At 70.2% G+C, this 19,461-nt stretch carries 22 protein-coding genes; 14 read left to right on the top strand and 8 right to left on the bottom strand.

Annotated features, from left to right (window positions below):
- The first annotated feature begins 105 nt into the window (after positions 1 to 105).
- Both SLV14N_RS27170 and SLV14N_RS27165 read left to right on the top strand, forming a co-directional pair.
- Positions 106 to 1,110, top strand: coding sequence for an aldo/keto reductase (locus SLV14N_RS27170; RefSeq protein ID WP_263271464.1), 1,005 nt, complete (start codon positions 106 to 108; stop codon positions 1,108 to 1,110).
- Positions 1,111 to 1,332: 222 nt separating this feature from the next.
- On the top strand, positions 1,333 to 1,920 hold the full coding sequence (locus SLV14N_RS27165) for a TetR family transcriptional regulator (RefSeq protein ID WP_263271463.1): 588 nt from the start codon (positions 1,333 to 1,335) through the stop codon (positions 1,918 to 1,920).
- A 77-nt stretch (positions 1,921 to 1,997) separates the two neighbouring features.
- On the opposite strand, the gene SLV14N_RS27160 is transcribed toward SLV14N_RS27165, so the two are convergent.
- The 5 genes from SLV14N_RS27160 to SLV14N_RS27140 all read right to left on the bottom strand — a co-directional run bounded on the left by SLV14N_RS27160 (position 1,998) and on the right by SLV14N_RS27140 (position 5,918).
- Positions 1,998 to 2,501: a DUF1772 domain-containing protein gene (locus SLV14N_RS27160; protein ID WP_208684363.1), complete on the bottom strand. Its 504-nt coding sequence runs from the start codon at positions 2,499 to 2,501 to the stop codon at positions 1,998 to 2,000.
- Between the two features lie 269 nt (positions 2,502 to 2,770).
- Positions 2,771 to 3,133 (bottom strand): helix-turn-helix domain-containing protein, encoded by a 363-nt coding sequence (locus SLV14N_RS27155; protein ID WP_208684362.1) that lies wholly within the window; start codon positions 3,131 to 3,133, stop codon positions 2,771 to 2,773.
- Between the two features lie 148 nt (positions 3,134 to 3,281).
- Positions 3,282 to 3,746 (bottom strand): VOC family protein, encoded by a 465-nt coding sequence (locus SLV14N_RS27150; RefSeq protein ID WP_263271462.1) that lies wholly within the window; start codon positions 3,744 to 3,746, stop codon positions 3,282 to 3,284.
- Positions 3,747 to 4,044: 298 nt separating this feature from the next.
- Positions 4,045 to 4,683: a response regulator transcription factor gene (locus SLV14N_RS27145; RefSeq protein WP_263273291.1), complete on the bottom strand. Its 639-nt coding sequence runs from the start codon at positions 4,681 to 4,683 to the stop codon at positions 4,045 to 4,047.
- A gap of 8 nt (positions 4,684 to 4,691) precedes the next feature.
- Positions 4,692 to 5,918 (bottom strand): sensor histidine kinase, encoded by a 1,227-nt coding sequence (locus SLV14N_RS27140; RefSeq protein ID WP_263271461.1) that lies wholly within the window; start codon positions 5,916 to 5,918, stop codon positions 4,692 to 4,694.
- 175 nt (positions 5,919 to 6,093) lie between these two features.
- Between SLV14N_RS27140 and SLV14N_RS27135 the strand changes: the two genes are divergently transcribed.
- On the top strand, positions 6,094 to 6,534 hold the full coding sequence (locus tag SLV14N_RS27135) for a hypothetical protein (protein ID WP_263271460.1): 441 nt from the start codon (positions 6,094 to 6,096) through the stop codon (positions 6,532 to 6,534).
- Positions 6,535 to 6,963: 429 nt separating this feature from the next.
- On the opposite strand, the gene SLV14N_RS27130 is transcribed toward SLV14N_RS27135, so the two are convergent.
- Positions 6,964 to 8,346, bottom strand: coding sequence for a glycine--tRNA ligase (locus SLV14N_RS27130; protein ID WP_018088167.1), 1,383 nt, complete (start codon positions 8,344 to 8,346; stop codon positions 6,964 to 6,966).
- 210 nt (positions 8,347 to 8,556) lie between these two features.
- Here SLV14N_RS27130 and SLV14N_RS27125 point away from each other — a divergent pair, with 210 nt between their 5' ends.
- The 4 genes from SLV14N_RS27125 to SLV14N_RS27110 all read left to right on the top strand — a co-directional run bounded on the left by SLV14N_RS27125 (position 8,557) and on the right by SLV14N_RS27110 (position 11,886).
- Positions 8,557 to 9,519: a metal ABC transporter substrate-binding protein gene (locus tag SLV14N_RS27125; protein ID WP_208684354.1), complete on the top strand. Its 963-nt coding sequence runs from the start codon at positions 8,557 to 8,559 to the stop codon at positions 9,517 to 9,519.
- Positions 9,520 to 9,551: 32 nt separating this feature from the next.
- Positions 9,552 to 10,331, top strand: a complete 780-nt coding sequence (locus tag SLV14N_RS27120; RefSeq protein ID WP_208684352.1) for a metal ABC transporter ATP-binding protein — start codon at positions 9,552 to 9,554, stop codon at positions 10,329 to 10,331.
- 79 nt (positions 10,332 to 10,410) lie between these two features.
- Complete coding sequence (locus SLV14N_RS27115) at positions 10,411 to 11,310, top strand: metal ABC transporter permease (RefSeq protein WP_208684350.1); 900 nt, start codon at positions 10,411 to 10,413, stop codon at positions 11,308 to 11,310.
- Positions 11,311 to 11,454: 144 nt separating this feature from the next.
- Positions 11,455 to 11,886: a Fur family transcriptional regulator gene (locus tag SLV14N_RS27110; RefSeq protein ID WP_127150776.1), complete on the top strand. Its 432-nt coding sequence runs from the start codon at positions 11,455 to 11,457 to the stop codon at positions 11,884 to 11,886.
- A gap of 88 nt (positions 11,887 to 11,974) precedes the next feature.
- Here the strand turns inward: SLV14N_RS27110 and SLV14N_RS27105 are convergent, their stop codons facing one another.
- Together SLV14N_RS27105 and recO are read right to left on the bottom strand one after the other, a co-directional pair.
- Positions 11,975 to 12,793 carry an isoprenyl transferase gene (locus SLV14N_RS27105; RefSeq protein ID WP_208684348.1) on the bottom strand — a complete coding sequence of 273 codons (819 nt, stop codon included), beginning with the start codon at positions 12,791 to 12,793 and terminating at the stop codon, positions 11,975 to 11,977.
- Positions 12,794 to 12,851: 58 nt separating this feature from the next.
- Positions 12,852 to 13,598, bottom strand: a complete 747-nt coding sequence (recO, locus tag SLV14N_RS27100; RefSeq protein ID WP_026169380.1) for a DNA repair protein RecO — start codon at positions 13,596 to 13,598, stop codon at positions 12,852 to 12,854.
- Between the two features lie 97 nt (positions 13,599 to 13,695).
- Here recO and SLV14N_RS27095 point away from each other — a divergent pair, with 97 nt between their 5' ends.
- The 7 genes from SLV14N_RS27095 (at position 13,696) to SLV14N_RS27065 (ending at position 19,447) form a co-directional block, all read left to right on the top strand.
- Positions 13,696 to 13,842, top strand: a complete 147-nt coding sequence (locus SLV14N_RS27095; RefSeq protein ID WP_263271459.1) for a DUF397 domain-containing protein — start codon at positions 13,696 to 13,698, stop codon at positions 13,840 to 13,842.
- Positions 13,843 to 14,083: 241 nt separating this feature from the next.
- On the top strand, positions 14,084 to 15,526 hold the full coding sequence (locus SLV14N_RS27090) for an ATP-binding protein (protein ID WP_208684344.1): 1,443 nt from the start codon (positions 14,084 to 14,086) through the stop codon (positions 15,524 to 15,526).
- Positions 15,526 to 15,954, top strand: coding sequence for a roadblock/LC7 domain-containing protein (locus SLV14N_RS27085; RefSeq protein WP_208684342.1), 429 nt, complete (start codon positions 15,526 to 15,528; stop codon positions 15,952 to 15,954). The genes SLV14N_RS27090 and SLV14N_RS27085 overlap by 1 nt, the downstream gene beginning before the upstream one ends.
- Positions 15,951 to 16,313 (top strand): DUF742 domain-containing protein, encoded by a 363-nt coding sequence (locus tag SLV14N_RS27080; RefSeq protein ID WP_085927072.1) that lies wholly within the window; start codon positions 15,951 to 15,953, stop codon positions 16,311 to 16,313. Before SLV14N_RS27085 ends, SLV14N_RS27080 begins: the two co-directional genes overlap by 4 nt.
- A gap of 28 nt (positions 16,314 to 16,341) precedes the next feature.
- Entirely contained in the window at positions 16,342 to 16,920 is a 579-nt protein-coding gene (locus tag SLV14N_RS27075) for an ATP/GTP-binding protein (protein WP_127155136.1), read from the top strand.
- Entirely contained in the window at positions 16,917 to 18,296 is a 1,380-nt protein-coding gene (locus tag SLV14N_RS27070; protein ID WP_263271458.1) for a cytochrome P450, read from the top strand. The genes SLV14N_RS27075 and SLV14N_RS27070 overlap by 4 nt, the downstream gene beginning before the upstream one ends.
- The gene (locus tag SLV14N_RS27065) at positions 18,212 to 19,447 is read left to right on the top strand and encodes a cytochrome P450 (protein WP_263271457.1); all 1,236 of its coding nucleotides are present in this window, start codon (positions 18,212 to 18,214) and stop codon (positions 19,445 to 19,447) included. The genes SLV14N_RS27070 and SLV14N_RS27065 overlap by 85 nt, the downstream gene beginning before the upstream one ends.
- Positions 19,448 to 19,461 lie beyond the last annotated feature (14 nt).

Here is a 19,461-nt window from a genome sequence, read left to right as displayed (position 1 = left end):
GCTGACAGATATTGAAATCTGTCAGCCGTCATGTCATGGTGAATGCACGGCAGCCGTTTCCCGTCCCCTCAGCCACCCTCCTTCTCTCACCTCCAGGAGCACGCAGTGCAGACCCGCACCCTGGGCACCACCGGCCCGCAGACCTCCGCCCTCGGCCTCGGCTGCATGGGCATGTCCGCCCTCTACGGCGACAGCGACCGCGGCGAATCCCTCGCCACCCTTCACACCGCCCTCGACGCGGGCATCACCCTGCTCGACACCGGCGACTTCTACGGCATGGGACACAACGAACTGCTGATCAACGAAGCCCTGCGCACCGCCTCCGCGGCGGCTCGCGAAAAGGCGCAGATCAGCGTGAAGTTCGGCGCCCTGCGCACCGTCGAGGGCCACTTCACCGGCTATGACGGCCGACCGAACGCGGTGAAGAACTTCGCCGCGTACTCCCTCCAGCGCCTGGGCGCCGACCACATCGACATCTACCGGATCGCCCGGGTGGATCCGGACGTCCCGATCGAGGAGACCGTCGGCGCCATCGCCGAGCTGGTCGAGGCCGGACATGTCCGCCACATCGGCCTGTCCGAGGTGGGCGCGCAGACCCTGCGCCGGGCCGCCGCCGTGGCCCCGATCGCCGACCTCCAGATCGAGTACTCCCTCATCTCCCGCGGCATCGAGGAGGCGATCCTGCCGACCGCCCGCGAACTGGGCATCGGCATCACCGCCTATGGGGTCCTGTCCCGCGGCCTGATCAGCGGCCACTTCACCCGCGACCGCAAGCTGGCCGCGAATGACTTCCGCGGCATGAGCCCGCGCTTCCAGGGCGAGAACCTCGACCGCAATCTCGACCTGGTGGACGCGCTGCGCAAGATCGCCGAACAGAAGGGCGTCTCGGTCGCGCAGACCGCCATCGCCTGGATGCTCTCCCGCGGCGAGGACATCGTCCCGCTGATCGGCGCCCGCCGCCGCGACCGGCTGACCGAGGCCCTCGGTGCCCTGGACGTCACTCTGGACGCCGACGACCTGACCGCGATAGAGCAGGCCGTCCCGGCCGGGGCCGCCGCCGGCGACCGCTACCCCAGCGAACAGATGGCCCACCTGGACAGCGAGCACTGACGACCGGGGAGGCGGAGCACTGGGGAAGCGTCACGGCTGGGAGGCGTCGCCACCGGCCCGGGTGACCACGGGGGCGGTGTCGCCACAGGGCCACGCGGCTACCGGGCCACTGGGCCACCGCAGCGGTTACGGGGCACGGCCAGGTACCGTCCGTACGTACCACCGTCCCCACGCCCTCCCGGCCCCGTGACCACCCGCTCTCCCGAAAGGCCGACCCGCCCCATGCCGCCCGAGACGTTGACCCCAGAGCGCATCCTCGAAGCCACCGAGGAGGTGCTGCGCCGCTACGGGCCGGCCAAGGCCACGGTCGTGGATGTGGCGCGGGCCCTGGGCGTCAGCCATGGCAGCGTCTACCGCCACTTCCGTACGAAGACGGCGCTGCGGGAGGCGGTCACGGAGCGCTGGCTGGACCGTACGAGCAAGGAACTGTCGGTCATCGTCACGACGGAAGGACCGGCTCCCGAGCGGCTGGACCGCTGGCTGACCGCTCTTTTCGAGGCCAAGCGGCACAAGGCCGGCGACGATCCCGAACTGTTCGCCACCTATATGACGTTGATCGGAGAGAGCGGCGGCGTGGTCGACCGCCACATCACCGACCTCGAAGCCCAGCTCACCTCCATCATCGAAGCCGGCGTCAGCCAGGGCGACTTCCACACCCCCTCCCCCGCCACCACCGCCCGCGCGGTCTTCGACGCCACCGGCCGTTTCCACGACCCGTGTTACGCCCCAGAGTGGTCCCGCCCCGAGATCACCGCCGACTTCGAGGCCGTCCGCGACCTGGTCCTGCGGGGCCTGCGCACGCAGACCTGAGCACGGAGGCCCGAGAACGGCGGAGGCCCGAGAACGGCGGCCCGAGCAGGGCTGCCTGAACAGCACACCGCCGGCCGCTACGTCGTGCCTGCTGCCGTGCCGTGCAGAAAGAGGGCCCAGGCGAGAACGCCGAAGGCAACGGTGTGGAGGAAGGCGCGGACGAGGTTCCAGGTGACCCAGCGGCCCTCGAAGGCGGCCCTGGCGGCCTCGGCCCGGTCGTCGTCTCCTGTATCGGCCTTGTCGAGGGCGTTGTTGAGCGGGACGTTGGCCCCGCTGGTGACGAAGAAGCCCACCAGGTAGAGCGCCAGCGCGGCGAGGATCCAGGGCAGGGCCACCCGCCCATGGCCGTTCCAGGCCAGGACAGTGGCGAGGAGGAGCAGCGGGATCGGCAGCAGGAAGGGGAGCAGGAACCAGCCGTTGATGATGGCCCGGTTGATGTTCTGCATGGCCTGTACGAAGGTGCGGTCGGCAGAGCGGGCAAGTCCGGGCATCACCGCATAGGCAAAGGCGGCGAACAGGCCGGCCATCAGGCCCGCACCGAGCGTCGCCACCAGGAGCGTGACGGTCTGCAGGGCTCTCATGGCTCCTCCGTATCCGATACGTGGGCCGACCCTACCGAGAGCGGCCCCACGCTTCCGTAACGAGCCACCCGGCGCCGCCGTACGCCGCGGGCCGGGCTCAACGACCGTACGCCGCAGATCGGGCCCCACCGCCGTACGCCGCAGATCGGGCCCAACGGAGGCACGCCCCGGGCCGGCCTCCGGCACCGTGCGGCACGGGACGCTCAGGGCAATTCCTGGCCGGCCGCACGGGACGCTCAGGGGGATTCCTGGCCGGTCGCACGGGACGCTCAGGGGGATTCCTGGCCGGTCGCACGGGAGCGCTCGGACAGCTCCGCGGCCCACCCCTCCGACCAGCAGGCGAGGGGGCGAAGGGCCCGGTGGGCGTCCTCGCCGAGTGCGGTGAGGACGTACTGGCCCTCGGGGGTCTGCTCGACCAGGCACGCCTCGACCAGTTCCAGAAGGCGTTGGCGCAGCACGCTGGAGGACATGTTGTCGCACCGTTGCTGAAGGGTACGGAAGCCCAGGGCGCCTTCCTTCAGCTCCCACACGATGCGCAGACTCCACCGCCGGCCGAACAGATCGAGCGCGGCCATGAGCGGCCGCCCCGTGGCCGAGCCACGGACGGGCTGCCCCGGTGTCGGCGTTGCCATGGGCGGTTCCTCCTGCGGACCTTCTGGTGGCTGGGCTCCCGGAAGACTAGATGAGCAGTTCCGATGTGTTCAGCCGGCGAATGCGGCCGGTTTTCCTGGAGGAGCGCAGCGGGCGCACTTCGAGGGCGTGCTCGGCGGCCCTGGGAGGCTAGTGCACGCAGAACTCGTTACCTTCCGGGTCCGTCATGACCACCCACTCGCCGCCCTGTTCCGCGACGTGGCGCTGGGTCCCGGCGCCGAGGGCACGGAGGCGCTCAACCTCTGTGTCCCGCTGGCCCGCGGGACCGTGCAGGTCGATATGCAGGCGATTCTTGGACGTCTTCTTCTCCGACGGCGGTACCCGGTTGAAGAGCAGCCGACGCCCCAGTCCCGCGCCGCTCTCCGCGTCATACGGGTCGTCGGGGTGACGTACCGCCGCCGCGTCCCGCCAGGCGCGCCGATCGTGGTGGTCGAGGAGGATCTCGGACGGGATGGCACCGAGGTCGAGGAGCTTGGCGATCAGGGCGCTGTGGTCCTCGACCTCGTAGCCGAGCGCAGCCGCCCAGAAGTCGGCCTGGGCGTGTGGGTCGTGAGCGTCGACGACGAGCTTCCAGTGCACAGGAGTTGAGGTCATGGTCACCACCTATAGCCCATGGCACTGACACTGACGGCCCTCCGCCCGCACCCAGCCGGGTGGTTCAGATGCGATCGGTGAGCACATGCGGTCAGCGACCGCAAGACGGGCGTCAGGTCCGGCAGATACGGGGCCCGCCCCACCCACGACCTGGCCCGCCCCACCCCATGCCAAGGCCCGCCTCCCGACCAAGCCCCACCACTCGCCCAGGGGGCCCACCCCACCGACCAGCACCAGCACCAGCACCAGCACCCCACCAACCAGCAGCCAGCAGCCAGCAGCCAGGCCCGAACGACCCCTAACCCCCCACCCCCAGGAAATGCAGCACCGCCAGCACCCGGCGGTGGTCGGCGTCCGCCTTCGGCAGGTCCAGCTTGGCGAGGATGTTGTTGATGTGCTTGGCGACCGCGCTCTCGCTCACCACCAGTTGTGCGGCGATGCCCGCGTTGGAGCGACCCTCGGCCATCAGGGCGAGAACCTCCCGTTCTCGGGCCGTCAGCCGCTCCAGTGGATCGCTCGCCCGGCGCACCAGCAGCTGGGCGACGACCTGCGGGTCGAGCGCGGTGCCGCCGGCCGCCACCCTCCGCAGCGCCTCGATGAACTCCTCGACATCCGCGACCCGCTGTTTGAGCAGATAGCCCACGCCGCTGGTGTTCGTCGCCAGCAGATCGGCCGCGTACCGCTCCTCGACGTACTGGGAGAGCATCAACACCGCGGTGCCGGGCCACTTCTGCCGGATCGCCAATGCCGCCCGCACGCCCTCGTCCGTGAAGCCCGGCGGCATCCGGACATCCACCACCGAGAGTTCCGGCCGGTGCTCCTCGACCGCCGCCAGCAGCCCCTGCGCGTCCCCCGCCTCGGCCGCCACCTCGAACCCGGCCATCTCCACCACCTTGACCAGCCCGATCCGCAGCAGAACGGAGTCCTCGGCGATCACGGCACGCCTCACATCGGGCACGGCAGCTCCACGCTCATCATGGTCGGGCCCCCCACGGGGCTGCTCATCCGGAACGTTCCGTCCACGGAGCGCACGCGCTGGGCGAGCCCCTTCAAGCCGCTCCCCCTGGCCGGATCGGCGCCGCCCATACCGTCATCGGCGATCACCACCCGGAGTATCCCGCCGAGCCGGGTGACCGTCACCTCCGCCCGGGTCGCCTCCCGCGCATGCTTGGCGATATTCGTCAGCGCCTCGGAGACGACGAAGTAGGCGACCGCCTCGATGGCCGGCGCCGTGCGCTGCGGCAGATCCGCCGGAAGGTCCACCCGCAGCCGTACGGGCAGCGGCGCGCGGGCCGCGAGCCCCGACAGCGCGGCATCCAGCCCCAGTTCGTCCAGAACGGCCGGATGCAGTCCCCGCACCAGATTGTTGAGCTCTTCGATCGCGTCCTTCGCCTCGCGGTGCGCGGCGTCGATGACCTGCTGCGCCTGCGGCGGCAGATCCGTGAGGGTCGCCTTGGCGAGTCCGAGGTTCAGCGCGAGGGACACCAGCCGCTGCTGTGCGCCGTCGTGCAGATCCCGCTCGATCCGCCGCCGTTCGGCGTCGGCGGCGTCCACCGCACCGGCCCGGCTCTCGGTGAGGTCCTCGACCCGCCGCGCCAGTTCCTCGGACCGGCTCACACCCAGCACCGCCCGTCCGACCAGGATCTCCAGCCGGCCGAGCCCCGCGGCCAGACCCGGTATCACGGCGAGTGCCACCAGCCCCAGCACGGTGAGATAGGCGCCGGGGACGGTGTAGCCGGGGTGCCCGCGGCGCCACTGCGGCGGAACGAGCCACACCCACACCAGCACCAGCGCCGCGGCCGACGCCGCCAACAGCAGCGTCAGCAGCAGGAGTTCCAGCACTCCGAGCAGCGGGCCGATCAGCAAGTTGTAGCCGAACTGCCGCTTGGCCTCCCTGAACCGCAGCCGCGGCAGCTCCACCCCGCATATCGCCCGGAACCGCCGGCGCTGCGCCTCGGTGAACCCGTATCCGGCGATGACCAGCAGGGTCAGCGGGGCGATCAGCTCCACGGGAGCCTCGGAGGAGACCCCGTTCACCGTGTCGGCCAGCAGGGAAACGGCCCACCAGGACAGCAGCGCCGGGACGAGGTGCAGCGGCACCCCGGCGGCGACGAAGGCGAGGTCGCGCCGCATGCGGACGAGGGCCCGGCGCAACCGGGGTGGGACGGTCATGATCACACCGTATGGGGCCGGTGGTGCAGCGGCCATGACAGCAGTGTCCGTTCCGGGGGTGTAGCTGGTGCCACCCCAAGTCGGACAGCGGCGTTACTGACGGCGGGCACCGGAAACCGGAGTGTTGATCACGAGCCCGACGGCCGGGTTCGCCACTCCGAAAGAGAACCTTTCCATGGCCCTCATCGCCTTCAACTCCCCGGTCACCCGTGGCAGTTACCCTCTCCGCGCGGTCTCCTGCGCCCCGGCGCGAATCGGCACCGGACGCCGGTGGCAGGGCAGGATCCTGACCGGCGCGGGCCTCATCCTTCTCCCCTGGCTCGGCTACCTCGCCGGCACCCTTCCGCCCGCCGAGGCCGTCGCCTGGATCGCCCTCGACGCCCTGGAGGCCGTCGCGCTCCTCGCCACCGGCACCCGCCTGCTGCGCGGCGACTCCCGGCACCGCGCCCCCGCGGCCGCCGCGGCCGTCCTCCTCCTCGCCGACGCCTGCCTCGACCTGGCCACCGCCGCCCCCGGCACGGAACTGGCCACCGCCGTCGCCATGGCAGTCGGAGCCGAACTGCCCCTGGCGGCCCTGTGCGCGGTGCTCGCCACGTGCCCGAAGCGGAAGAGCTAGGGAACCGGCGCCGCGGAGAACCTAGGGCGCGGCCGAACAGAACCCGTAGGGGTGGCGAGGGCCCCCTGCGGGCCACAACGTGGGGGCGCTGGGAGGCATTCCCGCTGCCCCGTCCCGACGCCATGGCGATCAGCCCCCACGACGAGCGCCCCTCGGCGAGCGGTTCCCACAGCGAGCGCGCCCCCGGCGAGCAGCCCCCACAGCGAGCGCCCCCACCGCGTATCCCCCAGCAAGCGCCCCCACCACGCATCCCCGGCGAGCAAGCCCCCACGCCACCCGTCAGCGTTCCCCGCCCAACAGCAGCCCCACCCACCACCCCCGCACAAAAGCGCCGGCCCGGCCCGGAAGTTCCGAGCCCGACCGGCGCTTGAGGTCACAGGGCACAGGTGGGGCACCGTCCCAGAGAGACCGGCGCCGCCCCGCGCGGGACTAGCAGCCCAGCAGTCGCGCGCCCAGGTAGGCCTGGATCTGGTCCAGGCTGACCCGCTCCTGCTTCATGGTGTCGCGCTCACGCACGGTCACCGCGTTGTCGTCGAGGGTGTCGAAGTCGACGGTGACGCAGAACGGCGTGCCGATCTCGTCCTGGCGGCGGTAGCGGCGGCCGATCGCGCCCGCGTCGTCGAACTCGATGTTCCAGTTCTTGCGCAGGTCCGTGGCCAGCCCCTTCGCCTTCGGCGACAGCTGCGGGTTGCGGGACAGCGGCAGCACCGCGACCTTGACCGGCGCCAGGCGCGGGTCGAGCCGCATGACGGTGCGCTTCTCCATCTTGCCCTTGGCGTTGGGCGCCTCGTCCTCGATGTACGCGTCGAGCATGAAGGCGAGCATCGCGCGGTTCACACCGGCCGCCGGCTCGATGACGTACGGAGTCCAGCGCTCGCCGGCCTCCTGGTCGAAGTAGGAGAGGTCCTGGCCGGAGGCCTTGGCGTGCGCCGACAGGTCGTAGTCGGTGCGGTTGGCCACGCCCTCCAGCTCGGAGAACTCGGTGCCGCCGAAGTTGAAGCGGTACTCGATGTCAGCGGTGCGCTTGGAGTAGTGCGAGAGCTTCTCGGCCGGGTGCTCGTACCAGCGGATGTTCTCCTCGCGGATGCCGAGGTCGCGGTACCAGTTCCACCGCTCCGCCATCCAGTACTCCTGCCACTTCTCGTCCTCGCCCGGCTTGACGAAGAACTCCATCTCCATCTGCTCGAACTCACGGGTCCGGAAGATGAAGTTGCCGGGCGTGATCTCGTTGCGGAAGGACTTGCCCATCTGCGCGATGCCGAACGGCGGCTTCTTGCGGGAAGTCTGCTGCACCTGGGCGAAGTTGGTGAAGATGCCCTGCGCGGTCTCGGGGCGCAGGTAGGCGACCGAGGCGGTGTCCTGGGACGGGCCGAGGTGGGTGGAGAGCAGGCCGGAGAACTGCTTGGGCTCGGTGAAGCCGCCCTTGTTGCCGCAGTGGGGGCAGTTGACGTCGGCGAGGCCGTTCTCGGGAAGCCGTCCGTGCTTGGCCTCGTACGCCTCCTCCAGGTGGTCCGCGCGGAAGCGCTTGTGGCAGGAGGTGCACTCGGTGAGCGGGTCGGTGAAGGTGGCGACGTGGCCGGACGCCTGCCAGACCTCGGGGGCCAGGATCACCGACGAGTCGAGACCGACGACGTCTTCGCGCGAGGTGACCATGGCGCGCCACCACTGACGCTTGATGTTCTCCTTGAGCTCGACGCCCAGCGGACCGTAGTCCCAGGCAGCGCGGGAGCCGCCGTAGATCTCACTGCACGGATAGACGAAGCCACGGCGCTTGCTCAGGCTGACGATGGTATCGATCTTGTCGGCGGCCACGGTGCTCTCTTCATTACGACGACGAACGATGGATGGGCGGCGCCCTAGCGTCTCAATGAGGGGTGCTGGTCAAAAGACGGCCGGGCGAATAGTTCAGGGTACCGGCGGCCGTACCCCCTGGATCAAATCGGTTCCGGCCCACTGTCGCACCGCTCACACCGGCCCATCCGTTGTTGACAATCGTTTCCAACTTTGTTGAAAATGAGTGTCATGAACATACGCCGTCCCATATCCACCGCGACCCTCGCCGGAGTCTCGGCGCTCGGCCTGCTGGCCCTCTCCGCCTGCTCCCCCTCCGGCGGCGCCCGCACCGAGGACGGCAAGCTGAAGGTGACAGCGTCCTTCTACCCCATGGAATTCCTCGCCCGGCAGATCGGCGGGAAGCACGTCGAGGTGACCGACCTCACCAAGCCGGGGGTCGAGCCGCACGACCTGGAGCTCTCCCCGCAGCAGACCGCCCAGCTCGGCGAGTCCGGCGCGATCGTCTACCTCAAGGGCCTGCAGCCCGCCGTGGACGACGCCGTGGAGCAGTCCGGCGTCAAGAACGTCGCCGACGCGGCCTCCCTCACCTCCCTCGAAGAGCACGGCACCGAGGTCGACGGCCACCACCACACCACCGGCGACAACCACTCGCACTCGGAGTCCGAGGGCGGCAAGGACCCGCACCTCTGGCTCGACCCGGTGAAGTACGCCGAGGTCGCCAAGGGCGTCAACAAGACCCTCGCCAAGGCCGACCCGAAGCACAAGGCCGACTACCAGAAGAACACCGACGCCCTGGTGAAGAAGCTGGAGGGGCTGGACAAGGACTTCAAGGACGGGCTGAACAAGCGCACGTCCGACACCTTCCTCACCACCCACGCGGCCTTCGGCTACCTCGCCGAGCGCTACGGCCTCACCGAGGAGGCCATCAGCGGACTCGACCCGGAGGCCGAGCCCAGCGCCAAGCGCATCAGGGACCTGCACACCCTCGCCAAGGATCACCACGTCTCCACGGTCTTCTTCGAGACGATCGCCAACCCGGCCACCGCCAAGGCCCTGGCCGGCGATCTCCATCTGAAGACCGATGTCCTCGACCCGCTGGAGGGGATCAACGCCAAGTCCCGCGGCAAGGACTACTTCGGCGTCCAGCGGGCCAACCTCGCCGCGCTGCAGAAGGCGCTCGGCAGCAAGTGACGGACACCGCACCGCACGTGACGGAGGCCTCCATGAACCAGCCGCCCACCCAGCCGGTGATCGACCTGCGCGGGGCGAACGCCTCGCTGGGCGCCCGTCCCGTGCTGCGCGGTGTCGACCTCACCGTGCGGTCCGGTGAGGTCGTCGCGCTGCTCGGTGCCAACGGCTCCGGCAAGTCCACCGCCGTACGCTCCGTGATCGGCCAGGTCCCGCTCACCGGCGGTGAGCTGACCCTCTTCGGTACGGAGTTCCGGCGGTTCAGGGACTGGGCCCGGATCGGCTATGTCCCGCAGCGCACCACCGCGGCCGGCGGCGTGCCCGCCACGGTCCGCGAGGTCGTCACGGCCGGCCGGCTGGCCCGTACGAAGCTGGGCATCCTGCGCAAGGCCGACCGGGCCGCGGTGCACCGGGCGCTGGAGCTGGTCGGCATGGCCGACCGCGCCAAGGACTCCGTCGACGCGCTGTCCGGCGGCCAGCATCAGCGGGTGCTGATCGCCCGTGCGCTGGCCGGCGAACCGGAACTGCTGATCATGGACGAGCCGATGGCCGGCGTCGACCTGGCCAGCCAGGAGGTGCTCGCCGCCGCCCTGCGCGAACAGGTCGGCCGCGGCGCCACGGTCCTGCTGGTGCTGCACGAGCTGGGCCCGCTGGAGCCGCTGATCGACCGCGCGGTGGTGCTGCGGGACGGCTGCGTCGTCCACGACGGCCCGCCGCCCGAGGCCGTGGGCCAGCATGCGCTGCCCGGCCACGACCATGTCCACCCGCACGCCGACCCGGCCGCTGAACCGGTCCGGACGGGGCTGCTGAGCTGATGCCGCGATCTTCGGGGGACGACCCCCGCACCCCCAGCCGACACCCGAGCACCGGCTCCCTTTCGCGAGGTCGACCGACATGGAAATCCTGAACTACGCCTTCATGCAGCGGGCCCTGATCGCCGCCCTGATCGTCGGCGTCACCGCCCCCGCCATCGGCATCTACCTCGTTCAGCGCCGCCAGGCCCTGATGGGCGACGGCATCGGCCATGTCGCGCTCACCGGCGTCGGCCTCGGCTTCCTGCTGAACACCAGCCCCATCTGGGTCGCCACCGCCGTCGCCATCGCCGGCTCCGTCGTGATGGAGCTGATCCGCTGGTACGGCAAGACCCGCGGCGACCTCGCCCTGGCCATGCTGTTCTACGGCGGTATGGCGGGCGGCGTGATGCTGATGAACCTCTCCGACGCGGGCTCCAACGCCAACCTCGGCACCTACCTCTTCGGCTCGATCACCACCGTCTCGCCGCAGGACATGACGACGATCTATGTGCTGGCCGCCCTGGTGCTGGCGATCACGATCGGCCTGCGCCGGCAGCTGTTCGCGGTGTGCCAGGACGAGGAGTTCGCCCGGGTGACGGGCCTGCCGGTGCGGCTGCTCAATCTGCTGGTCGCCGTCACCGCCGCGGTCACCGTCACCGTCGCCATGCGCGTCGTCGGTCTGCTGCTGGTCAGCGCCCTGATGGTGATCCCGGTCGCGGCCGCCCAGCAGATCAGCCGCAGCTTCGCGGTGACCTTCTCGGTGGCGGTGGCGATCGGTGTCGCGGTCACCCTGACGGGCACCACCACCTCGTACTACGTGGACGTCCCGTCCGGCGCGACCATCGTGCTGTTCGCCATCGGGGTGTTCGTGCTCTTCACCGGGCTCGCCGCGCCGCTCGCGAAAAAGCGTGCAAGGGCTGCCGCAGAGGCCTCGAAGGGGTGCACTCTGGAGGTACCCGGCGACCGCACCGTCGCCGACGATGTGAGTGTGACCGGGTGAGGACGGGCAAAGGGGTGCCGGCGCACCACCGTCGGCAGACAGATGCGTGTACGGGTAAGCGTCTCACCGGGGAGCCGGTCATCACCTGGCACAATGGCGGGACGCACGTGCAGGGGGAAGTCCTGACGTCCTAGGGAGGCAACGGTGGCGACGAGCGCGGGATCTCCGGTACGCGGCCGGTCGACGCGGCAGCGGACCGCGGTGTCGGCCGCACTCGACGAGGTCGACGAGTTCCGCAGTGCGCAGGAGCTGCACGACATGCTCAAGCACAAGGGCGACTCCGTCGGGCTGACCACCGTCTACCGGACGCTGCAGTCCCTCGCCGACGCCGGTGAGGTCGATGTGCTGCGCACCAGCGAAGGCGAGGCGGTCTACCGCCGGTGCAGCACCGACGATCACCACCACCACCTGGTGTGCCGGGCCTGCGGCAAGGCCGTCGAGGTCGAGGGCCCCGCGGTGGAGAAGTGGGCCGACCAGATCGCCCGGGAGCACGGCTTCCAGGACGTCGCGCACACCATCGAGATCTTCGGGACCTGCGGCGAGTGCGCCGCCGCCCGGACCGCCGCGAAGCAGTAGCCGGCAGCACGGACAGCCATGCGTACGGGCCGCCTCCGGTCATCGGAGGCGGCCCGTACGCATGGCCCTGGCCCGTCGGGCGTCGCCCTCAGGTAGCCGTCCGGCCCTCCGGCTCCGGCGCCGCACCGAACCTGCGGTCCCGCTTGGCGTACTCCAGGCACGCCTCCCACAGGTTCCGCCGGTCGAAGTCCGGCCACAGAATGTCCTGGAACACCATCTCGGCGTACGCGCTCTGCCAGATCAGGTAGTTCGAGGTCCGCTGCTCACCCGACGGCCGCACGAAAAGGTCCACATCCGGCATGTCCGGGTAGTACATGTACTTCGCGATGGTCTTCTCGTTGACCTTCGACGGGTCCAGCTTTCCGGCCCGCACATCCGCCGCGATGGCCGCCGCCGCGTCCGCGATCTCGGCCCGGCCGCCGTAATTCACGCAGAAATACAGCGTCATCGCGTCATTGTTCTTGGTCTGCTCCTGGGCGATCTGGAGCTCCTGCACGACCGACTTCCACAGCTTCGGCATCCGCCCGACCCAGCGGATACGGATACCCAGCGCGTCCATCTCGTCACGGCGCCGCCGGATCACATCGCGGTTGAAGTTCATCAGGAAGCGGACCTCGTCGGGCGACCGCTTCCAGTTCTCCGTCGAGAAGGCGTACAGCGAAAGGTTCTTCACGCCCATTTCGATGCAGCCCTTGAGGACGTCCAGGACGACGCCCTCGCCGACCTTGTGGCCCTCGGTGCGCGGCAGCCCGCGCTCCTTGGCCCACCGGCCGTTGCCGTCCATGACGACCGCCACATGGTTCGGGACGAGCTCACCGGGGATCTTCGGCGGCCGCGCACCGGAAGGGTGCGGCTCGGGCGTCACGTACTCACGTCGATTACGGCCCAGAATCCCGCGTCGTGCCATGCGGCCCACGTCTCCTATATGTCTTGAGGGCGTTTCGCCTTGAGGATGGTCGTTTTCGCTATTTCTCTACGTACCGGAGAGAGCGCAGGCCCCGCTCCAGATGCCAGTGCAGATACGCCGTGACGAGCCCGCTGCCCTCCCGGGCATGACGGGCCTCACAGGCGTCCGCGGTCTCCCAGTCGCCGGTCAGCAGCGCACTCAGGAGTCCAATGGCCTCAGAGGAGGGTACGACGCTCCCCGGCACCCGGCAGTCGCCACAGGTCACCCCGCCCGACGCGACCGAAAAGAACCGGTTGGGGCCGGGCAGCCCGCACCGTGCGCAGCTGTCGAAGCTCGGCGCATAGCCGTTGACGGCGAGCGAGCGCAGCAGGAACGCATCCAGCACCAGATGCGGCTCGTGCTCCCCGCGGGCCAGCGTCCGCAGCCCACCGACCAGCAGCAGATACTGCTGCACGGCGGGCTCGCCCTCGTGGTCGGTGAACCGCTCGGCGGTCTCCAGCATGGCCGTCCCGGCCGTGTAGCGGGCGTAGTCGGTGACGATCCCTCCGCCGTACGCCGCGATCGTCTCGCTCTGCGTACACAGTGGCAGCCCGCGCCCGATCAGCTCGCTGCCGCGCGCATGGAACTGCACATCGACATGCGAGAACGGCTCCAGCCGCGCCCCGAACTTCGACTTCGTCCGCCGCACCCCACGGGCCACCGCACGGACCCTGCCGTGACCCCGGGTGAGCAGCGTGATGATCCGGTCCGCCTCACCCAGCTTCTGGGTGCGCAGCACGATGCCGTCGTCGCGGAACAGACTCATGGCGCCATTCTCGCGCATGGGCGAAGCGGGCTGGGCGCCTTCACTGTTCGCACAGGCAGGGTGACGCTGCGGAATCAGGCTGGGCGGCGAGGAAGAGATGGAGGTCTGCGACAACCACCCCGCCCCCGTCCCCGTCCCCGTCCGTGACGGCGAGGTCCCCCATGGCGCCGCGGCCGTCTTCCCCGCGACCGCCTGGGCCGCCTTCACCGACGCCGTCAAAGACGGGCATTTCCCGGGCGCCTGACCAGCTTTCACCGGCCGTACACAACAGGGACACAAAGGCCCCGCCATCTCACTGGATGACGGGGCCACATCACGTTATGGTCCGGGTCATCGCGGGCGGAAGACGACCTTCCGCACTTCTCAGTCGCCCCTGGGAAGTGGCCCTCACGGCACGTCAACTGCCCGGTAGCATCCGGTGATGTTCGGCAGCACATCGCCGTGAAGGCCGGCCGATCCAGTCAGTACCCCAATTGAGGATCTCGATGACATCCATACCGGAGGCGCTGTTGTGGTGCCTCAGCGCAGGTACGGCCGCCGCCGTGGTCCTGGCGGCGCTCTCGATCCGTGCGGGCAGGCAGCGCGCGGACCTGAGAAGGCGCCTGTCCGCCGCTGAGGAACAGAACAGCGCCACGCTCCACAGCAATACGGAGCTGACGGCCCGGCTGCGCGCCACCGAGGCCGAGATCCGGCATCTGGCCGGTAGCCGGCTCCCCGACCTGACGCTGGCGCTGGCCCACCCCCATGTGCCCGTACCGGGGCTGCTGGACGCGCGGTTCACCGGGTCGGAGACCGAGCAGGCGCTGAACGCCGTACTGGAGCAGGTCAGCGACGCGATCACCAAGGAGCGGGCGCGGGTGGACGCCGCCGCCCAGTCCACCCTCCGCGGGGCGACCACCACCATCCAGGCGCTGCTCTACCAGCTCCAGACGTCGCTGCAGGAGATGCAGCACCGCTACGACGACCCGAACGTCGCCCAGGACCTGCTGAACGCCGACTTCCTCAACGAGCAGGCGCTGCGGCGCATCCAGGCCACCGGCGTCGTCTGCGGCGCCTGGCCGGGCCTGACCCGCGAGGACTCCTACCTCGCCGAGCTGGTCGTCGGCGCCACCTCCCGGCTGCGCGGCTACGAGCGCGTGAACGTCAGCAATCAGCTGCGTGACCCGGTCGCGGTGGTCGCGCGGGCCGTGGAGCCGATCGCGATCACCGTGACCGAGCTGCTGGCCAACGCGCTGCACCACTCGCACCGTGAACTGCCCGTCACCATCACCCTCCAGCAGGGCAACCGCGGCGCCTCGGTCATCGTCGACGACTACGGCGTCGGCATGCACGACGACGAGATCAAGGCGGCGATGGAGCTGCTGTCGGGTGACGAGGACCTGCTGCTCACCCAGCTCGGTGACCCGCCGCGGTCCGGGTTCGCGGCGGCCGGTCAGCTGGTGCGCCAGTACGGCTTCGGGGTGCATGTCGAGCCCTCGCCGTACGGCGGGGTGCGTGCGGTCGTGTACATCCCGGGTGACCCCCTCCTCACCGTCCTCGACGAGAGCGCCCAGCCGATGTCCGTGATGGCTCCTCTGCCGCACCGTTCCGCGGTGCCGGATCGTTCCGCCTCCGTGCTGCCCACCGGTTCCGCGACGCCGTCGCAGGCCGCCGCCGCGCCCCCCGCGCAGCCCGCACCCGCCGCACAGCCCGCGCCCGCCCCTTCCTACGAGGCACCCGCCCAGCAGGCCGAAGGGGAACTGCCGCGCCGGCGGCGCCGGAAGCCCGTGTCCGAACTCGACGAGAGTGCCGCGCGCACCGAGTCGGCTCCGCCGCGCTCCCCGGAAGAGACCGGAACCCGCTGGGCCGCGCTCCAGCGCGGCACCGAATCCGGCCGGGCAGCCGCCCAGTCAGAACCCCCTCGCAGTCCCGAAGGGAACTCCCAGTAATGAACAGCCCCACCCGCCGCCGTGTTGCCGAGGACAAGTCCTGGGTGCTGGCGCCCCTCCTGGAGTTGCCGCATGTTATTCACGCAGCAGTCATCTCCGGCGACGGATTCATCGAGGGCTCCTCGCCCGGCCTGAAGCGGGACTCCGCCGAGGGTGTCGCCGCGATGATGTCCGCGCTGCAGGGTGCGGGCCGTGCCGTCACCGCGGCGTTCGCCGAGAAGGACGACACCCGGCTGCGGCAGACCGTGATCGAGTCCGATGAAGGCTTCGTCTTCGCGATACCGGCCGGCGAGAACACCTGCCTGGCCGTCTTCGCCGGCCCGGAGGTGAACATGGGTGTGGTCGCGCACCATATGCAGGTCCAGGTCACGACCCTGGGCAACAAGGTCATGAACAGCCGGGCACGGGACCTCGGTAACCCGGCATGACCCCGCGCCAGAGCAGCGGCAGGCGCCTCGTACCGGCCTATCTGGCGACCGGCGGACGCGCCCAGCCCAGCCGCAACACCTTGGACCGGCTCACCCTGCTGCACAGCGTGGGAATGCCGATCACCAGTGAGGTACGCCCGGAGGAGCACCGCATCCTGGAGCTGCTGCAGCCCGGGGCGCTGTCTCTGGCCGAGGTCGCCGCCCACCTTCACCTGCCCGTGAGCGTGGTGAAGGTGCTGGTGGCCGACCTCGTCGACGCCGGGCGGCTGCACGCCCGTGCCCCCATCCCCGAAGCCGAGCAATTCGACCGACACATCCTGGAGAGGGTTCTCGATGGACTCCGCTCTCTCAAGTCCTAGCCCCGGCACCGGCGCGAGCACCGGCAGCATGTACCTCTCCGGCGAGAACCAGACACTGGTCAAACTGCTGATCGCGGGACCGTTCGGGGTCGGCAAGACGACCCTCATCCGTGCGCTGTCGGAAACCCCGCCGCTGCACACCGAAGAGGTCATGACCCAGACCGGCGCCGCCGTTGACGATCTCGCCGGAGTACGGGAGAAGACCACCACCACCGTCGCCATCGACTTCGGGCGGCTGACCCTGCCCGGGGACCTGGTGCTGTACCTGTTCGGCACGCCCGGACAGAAGCGCTTCCGTCCCCTGTGGCAGGACATCGCCCGCGGCGCACTGGGCGCCCTCGTCCTCGCGGACACCCGCCGGCTGGCGGACTCCTTCGAGGTGATGGACATCGTCGAGGAGGCCGGGCTGCGCTACGCGGTCGCGGTCAACACCTTCCCCGACGCGCCCCAGTACGACGTCGAAAAGCTCCGCGAGGCGCTCGATCTGCATCCCGAGACGCCGCTGGTGCTGTGCGATGCCCGCGACCGGGAGCAGTCCGTCGACGCGCTGATCGCGCTCGTCGGGCACGTCCTGGCCCACACCCCCGAGGAGAACCCGAACCCGTGACTTCCCCGCACCAGCCGGGAGCCGTACCGCCACCGGGCTGCCCGGCGCACGCCGCCCCGTACCAGCAGGCACCGGCCCAGCCCGACGCCCACACGCCGGTGAAGCTCTACGGACCGGATTTCGCCGCCGACCCGCACCGCATCTACGCACAGCTGCGCCAGTACGGGGCGCTGGCGCCGGTCGAGATCGCGCCGGAGGTGACCGCGATGCTGGTCACCGACTACCGGGCGGCCCTCGACCTGCTGCACGACGACAGCACCTGGTCCAAGGACTCCCGTGAGTGGATGACGACCGTCCCCGCGGACTCGCCGGTCATGCCGATGCTGATGTGGCGCCCCAACATCTTCTACGCCGACGGGCCGGCGCACGTCCGCTACCGGGACGTCGTCGTCGACAGCTTCAAGCTGGTCGAGCCGCATGAGCTGCGGGCCCGCGTCCACCACGCCGCGGACACCCTGATCCAGCGCTTCGGCGCGCACGGCGAGGTCGATCTGATCGCCGACTACGCGCGGCTGATCCCGCTGCTGATGTTCAACAACCTCTTCGGGATGCCCGACTCCTACAGCGACCGGCTCATCGAGGCCATCGCGGGGATGCTGGACGGCACCTCCCCCGAGGAGGCCGCGGCCGCCAACGAGGCGTACACGAACTACATCATGGAGCTGGTCGGCTCCAAGAAGGCCGAGCGCGGTCCGGACCTGACGTCCTGGTTCATGGACCACCCCAACGCGCTCAACGACGAGGAACTGATCCACAACATCATCCTCACGATGGGCGCGGGCAACGAACCGCTCGCCAACCTCATCGGCAACGCGCTGTCGCGGATGCTCTCCGACGACCGTTACTACAACACCCTGTCCGGTGGCGCGCTGACCGCGCACGACGCCATCAACGAGGTGCTGTGGAACGACCCGCCGCTGACGAACTACTCCGCCCACTTCCCGGTCCGTGACGTCTTCTTCCACGGCACCTGGGTGCGCAAGGGGCAGCTGGTGATGGTGTCGTACGCGGCCGCCAACAGCCAGTTCGACACCACGTCGCTGGGGACGCCCGGTTCGGGCGGCGGCTCACACCTGTCCTGGGCGGCGGGTCCGCACGCCTGTCCCGTGAAGCGGCATGCGCTGCTGATCGCCACCACCGCGATCGAGCGGCTCACGGCCTGGCTCTCCGACATCGAACTGGCCGTGGACGCAAGCGAGTTGCAGTGGCGCAACGGCGCCTTCCACCGGGCACTCGTCGGGCTCCCGGCCCGCTTCACCCCCATCACCCCCGACCAGGCAGGAGCAACTCCATGGCACAACAGGGACAGCAGCCCTTCGTCATCGACCCGGTCGGAAGCGACATCCACGGGGAGGCAGCCCGCCTCCGCGCACTAGGCCCGGTGGCGCGGACCGAGCTGCCCGGCGGTATCGAGGCCTGGTCGGTCACCAGCCACACCCTCCTCAAGCAGCTGCTGACCGACGACCGGGTCTCCAAGAACCCCCGGGACCACTGGCCGGCCTGGCAGCGCGAGGAGATCCGCAGCAGCTGGCTGCAGTCCTGGATCGGCGTCACCAACATGTTCACCGCGTACGGCGCCGATCACCGGCGGCTGCGCAAGCTGATCGCCCCGGCGTTCACGGCCCGCCGCACCGACGCGATCCTGCCGCGCGTGGAGAGCATCACCATGGCGCTGCTGGACGACCTCGCCACGCACCCCGAGGGCGAGCCCCTGGACCTGCGGGCGCGTTTCAACCACCCGCTGCCCATGCAGGTCATCTGTGAGCTGTTCGGCTTCCCGGAGGGCGAGCAGCGCGCCGAACTCGCCCGCCTCGTCGAGGCCATCATGGACACCACGGCCACCCCGGAGCAGGCCGGCGCCACCGCGGCGGGCGTCCATGCGCTGCTGTCCGAACTGGTCGGCAGCAAGCGGGAGAACCCGGCCGACGACCTCACCAGCCTCCTGGTCTCCGCGCGGGACGACGAGGGCCAGCGGATGACCGAGCAGGAGCTGCTGGACACCCTCCTGCTCGTCATCGGCGCCGGTCACGAGACCACCGTCGATCTCCTCGGCAACGCCGTGCACGCCCTGCTGACCCACCCCGAGCAGCTCAAGCCGGTGCTGTCGGGCCAGGTCCCCTGGGCCGACGTCATCGAGGAGACCCTCCGCTGGGCCCCGAGCATCGCCGCCCTCCCGCTCCGCTTCGCCGTGGAGGACATCGACATCCCGGACGGTCCGACCATCCGCAAGGGCGAGGCGATCCTCCCGGCGTACGCGGCGGCCGGACGGGACGCCGCGTTCCACGGCGACACGGCCGCCGACTTCGACATCCGGCGGACCCGCCAGGAGCACCTCGCGTTCGGCCACGGCGTCCACCACTGCCTCGGCGCCCCGCTGGCCCGTATGGAGGCCCGGATCGCCCTCCCGGCCCTCTTCGCCCGCTTCCCCAACCTTCAACTGGCCACCCCGGCAGAGCAGTTGGAACCCACCAGCGGCTTCATCTCGGGCGGCCTGCGCACCCTGCCGGTCCGTCTGACCCCGGCCTGAACCGGTCCGGTCGC

Origin of the sequence: Streptomyces sp. Je 1-4 4N24 (assembly GCF_026239515.1) — a bacterium.
In the GTDB taxonomy this organism is placed as follows: Bacteria; Actinomycetota; Actinomycetes; order Streptomycetales; family Streptomycetaceae; genus Streptomyces; species Streptomyces nigrescens.
Note: the sequence above shows the minus strand (reverse complement) of the source record. Positions and strands in the feature narration are given on the sequence as shown.